Genomic DNA, 552 nt, shown 5'->3' on the forward strand with positions numbered 1-552 from the left:
GGGCGGACCGACAGCGCGGTCACGGCGTCCAGGCCGACCGCGTCGTCGATGAGGTCGCGGGCGGTCCCCTCCTCGGCGCGCGCGACGACCGTCACCTCGCCGTCGGCGGTGAGGAAGGCGTGCTCGACGCGCTCGTGGGTGGCGACCGACTCGTGGACGCGCTCGGCGTCCGCGGGCGCGACGGCGAGCGTCGCGAGGACCCGCAGCCCGTCCGAGAGCGCGTCGCCGTCGATCCGGAGCGTGAACCCCTCGATCACGCCCACCTCGCGGAGGCGGTCGACGCGGTCGGACACCGCGGGCGCCGACAGGTCCACGCGCTCGGCGATGTCACTGTACGGGCGCCGCGCGTCGGCCAGCAGCAGCCGGATGATCTCCCGGTCCGTCTCGTCGAGGGTGCGCATGGGCGGGCGTTCGACCGGCGCGGGCAAAAGCGGTCCGACGGTCGGGCGACGCGAGAACGACCCCGGGAACCGGTCGTCTGCGGGGGCGACGGAAAGGCAGTTGTGTCCGCGGTGGCTACAGACGCGCATGACGACGATAGACGTCGACGGC

At 74.3% G+C, this 552-nt stretch carries 1 protein-coding gene; it reads right to left on the reverse strand.

Annotation, left to right across the window (positions count from 1 at the left end; translation table 11 throughout):
* A partial coding sequence (locus D3D02_RS18735; protein WP_121571350.1) for an Lrp/AsnC family transcriptional regulator occupies window positions 1-401 on the reverse strand: 401 nt, incomplete at its 3' end.
* Window positions 402-552 lie beyond the last annotated feature (151 nt).

Source organism: Halobellus sp. Atlit-38R (assembly GCF_003665925.1).
In the GTDB taxonomy this organism is placed as follows: domain Archaea; phylum Halobacteriota; class Halobacteria; order Halobacteriales; family Haloferacaceae; genus Haloquadratum; species Haloquadratum inordinatus.